Here is a 1,826-nt window from a genome sequence, read left to right on the forward strand (position 1 = left end):
TTATTTTTAGAATAATAAAGATACGGCTCCTTGCATAACAGTCTTTTTATATATCCTAAAATGCGCCCTTTGTTTTTATCTTTTAAAAAAGGATAAAGAGTATCTGCTTTTCGCGATAATAGAATGTTTTCAATCAGAGAAAAGATGATTTTGACTAGCAAATACAAAATGAAGTTTTGTGTCACTAACAAGATGACCACTTGAACAATAGTTACAATTGCAAAGAAGCCGCTTTTGTAAAATGTGACAATGTAATTCTTCTGATCCGCAATAATTAAAGAACGTTTATAAGCGTAAAAGTACGTCACCACTGAGTTTGCTAAATAAAGCAGAAAAATCAAATTCAAATTAGAAATAGCAGGAGCATCTTTAATAATGACATTTAAAAAAGGTAGTAAAACTAATCCCAATCCTAAAACTGAAAAACCAATCAATCGGTACACTCGAGAGTAGAAATTCATTAAGGCTTTTATCTTACTTTCATTATTTACTGCTAGCGGTTTATACAATCCATAAATAACGGCTGAACCGAAACCGAGTTCTGCAAGAGAAAGAATCGATAAAACATCCGTGAATAAGCCGTTAACTCCCAAATATTCAGCGTTCAGCATTTTAACAAAGACGATACGTGAACCGAAAGACAACAAGATATTTAGTATTTGTCCAATTAATACAACGGCTACATTTTTCATAGAGTTTGCTGTTCTCATATAGTTCTCCTAACTAGCCAATTTTTTATAACGCGTAGAATTTATCCATTTCTGAAAAAGTATCAATTTTTTTATGTTGACTATTTTCAGTAAACTTAAGCCTTAACGTTTCATTGTCTAATATTTCTTTTACATTTTTGTAAATAGACTGGCTGTTATTATCGGCGATCAGCCCATCAATTCCATGGGCAATAAATTCCTTAGCTGTAATAAAATTTGTGGCCACTAAGGGTTTTTCAAACGTACTAGCTTCCGCCATTGAAAGACAATAGCCTTCTTGCTTAGATGGCTGAACATAAATATCACAATATTTATAATAAGGAAAAGGGTTGGCTTTTTTACCTAATAGAATCAGATACTCTTCTATCCCCAACTCTTTGATTTCCGCTTCTAATTTTTTTCTTAATTTACCTTCTCCAATCAAAAACCATTTAAAGGTATAGCCCTCTTCTTTTAAACGAGAGACGATTGCTGGTAGTCGCTCTTGACCTTTTTCTTCTTCCAAGCGTCCCACTGTCAATATTTTGACGCCATTGTACTGAAACTTATTTTTTGATTCGCTAGCCTTTTCTAAAATTTCACGGCTATTAAAAATGGAATAGAAAACATCCGTCGCTCCTTCCATCTCAGGATAAATTTCGCTAAACTTTTCTTTTGCTGCTACTGAGACACAAAAGATTTGATCGTATTTCGGGAAAATCCGATGCCCAGCAGCTTTTTCATTGGATGGTACTTTAGAATAATCTTCATGGATCCACATCACTTTTTTCTTTGCTTTAATTTTTTCGGAGTTAAACTATTTCGAGATCCGCCATCATATGCAATCGCTACATCATATTCTTCATTGCAGACATCATAGCTGTCTAATAACTGTTGATTTAATTGTTCGAACTGATCAAGAATGATATAACGGTATAACTGCAAAAACATCCATAATCCTTTTAACAGTTTTCCTTTTTTCAAGCTTCTTTTTAAATACAGTCCCATATTAAGACCTAACCCTTGTTTATATAATTCGACCAAATGAATGTTTTTATTAATTAATGGCAATAATGTTTTATCCGGTCTTGCTAACATAACTGTAATCTCATAATCTTCAATTTCATTGATTAATTT

General features: G+C 32.7%; 2 protein-coding genes and 1 pseudogene. All 3 read right to left on the reverse strand.

The annotated features are described in order from the left end of the window. Window positions 1-710, reverse strand: a pseudogene (locus RT405_RS10705) (transporter); the annotation flags it as partial. Window positions 711-735: 25 nt separating this feature from the next. Continuing rightward, complete coding sequence (locus RT405_RS10710) at window positions 736-1,470, reverse strand: glycosyltransferase (protein ID WP_313469618.1); 735 nt, start codon at window positions 1,468-1,470, stop codon at window positions 736-738. Beyond that, window positions 1,470-1,826: hypothetical protein (locus RT405_RS10715; protein ID WP_313469619.1), on the reverse strand; the 357-nt coding region annotated here is incomplete at its 5' end. The genes RT405_RS10715 and RT405_RS10710, both read right to left, overlap by 1 nt.

The organism is Carnobacterium sp. (assembly GCF_032094055.1).
Lineage (GTDB): Bacteria > Bacillota > Bacilli > Lactobacillales > Carnobacteriaceae > Carnobacterium_A.

Coding starts and splice junctions, on each gene's coding strand:
- RT405_RS10710 (WP_313469618.1), bottom strand. CDS start 1,470: ATGTGGATCCATGAAGATTATTCTAAAGTACCATCCAATGAAAAAGCT.